This window comes from Bartonella sp. MR168JLCBS, from assembly GCF_042194175.1.
Genome location: NZ_JBHIMP010000311.1, coordinates 1 through 771, shown reverse-complemented (window position 1 = coordinate 771; position 771 = coordinate 1). Strand labels below are relative to the sequence as shown.

At 37.9% G+C, this 771-nt stretch carries 2 protein-coding genes; one reads left to right on the top strand and one right to left on the bottom strand.

Annotated elements, in window-relative coordinates; translation table 11 throughout:
- The coding region (locus tag ACFIK8_RS11100; protein ID WP_375669460.1) for a hypothetical protein at window positions 1-244 on the bottom strand (244 nt) is incomplete at its 3' end.
- Between the two features lie 64 nt (window positions 245-308).
- Here ACFIK8_RS11100 and ndk point away from each other — a divergent pair.
- Window positions 309-731, top strand: a complete 423-nt coding sequence (gene ndk, locus ACFIK8_RS11095) for a nucleoside-diphosphate kinase (RefSeq protein ID WP_375669459.1) — start codon at window positions 309-311, stop codon at window positions 729-731.
- The last annotated feature ends 40 nt before the right edge of the window (window positions 732-771 follow it).

The window sequence follows — 771 nt, the reverse complement described above, 5'->3', positions numbered from 1 at the left end:
CGCAGTTCACAGGGCAGTATTTTTTTGAGGAAAGAGGGCTTTTCAGAAAAACTATATACGTTGCTGCGTGTTGTGTTTTTCCTATGAAAATAGCAATTGGAGAGAGGAGTGCTTCGGGTTGTGCAAATAAATTTAGCTTTCTTATGATGAGATCAGATATCACTGGCATTTCTCTTTTTATTGAAATTCGCTCTATGATCAGGTGTCCAGTTTTGAAAATGGGTGTGGATTTTCTCATAGTCACTTGCAAGATGCTTCTTGCTCGCTATAGAACAGCCATATAATATTGATAAAATAAAGGTGGTCAAATGGCTGTAGAACGTACTTTTTCAATGATTAAACCGGATGCAACGCGTCGTAATTTGACAGGAGCAATTACAAAAATGCTTGAAGATGCGGGTTTGCGTGTTGTTGCATCTAAACGTGTGTGGATGAACCGGCGTGAAGCTGAAAGGTTTTATGCTGTTCATAGAGAACGACCATTTTTTAGTGAATTGGTTGAGTTTATGTCTTCTGGTCCAACACTTGTACAGGTTTTAGAAGGAGAAAATGCAATAGCTAAAAATCGTGAAGTGATGGGTGCTACAAATCCTGCAGATGCACAGGAAGGAACAATTCGTAAAGTGCATGCTTTGTCGATTAGCGAAAATTCTGTCCATGGTTCAGATAGCGCTGAAACTGCAAAAACAGAAATCTCTTTTTGGTTTGCTGAGTTAGAAATTGTTTGTTAATAAAGCGTTTATAATAATAAAGCGTATATAAGAAGCAAAA

Bases quoted from the DNA above. Each gene is read 5' to 3' on its own strand.
- ndk (WP_375669459.1), top strand. From the start codon at position 309: ATGGCTGTAGAACGTACTTTTTCAATGATTAAACCGGATGCAACGCGT.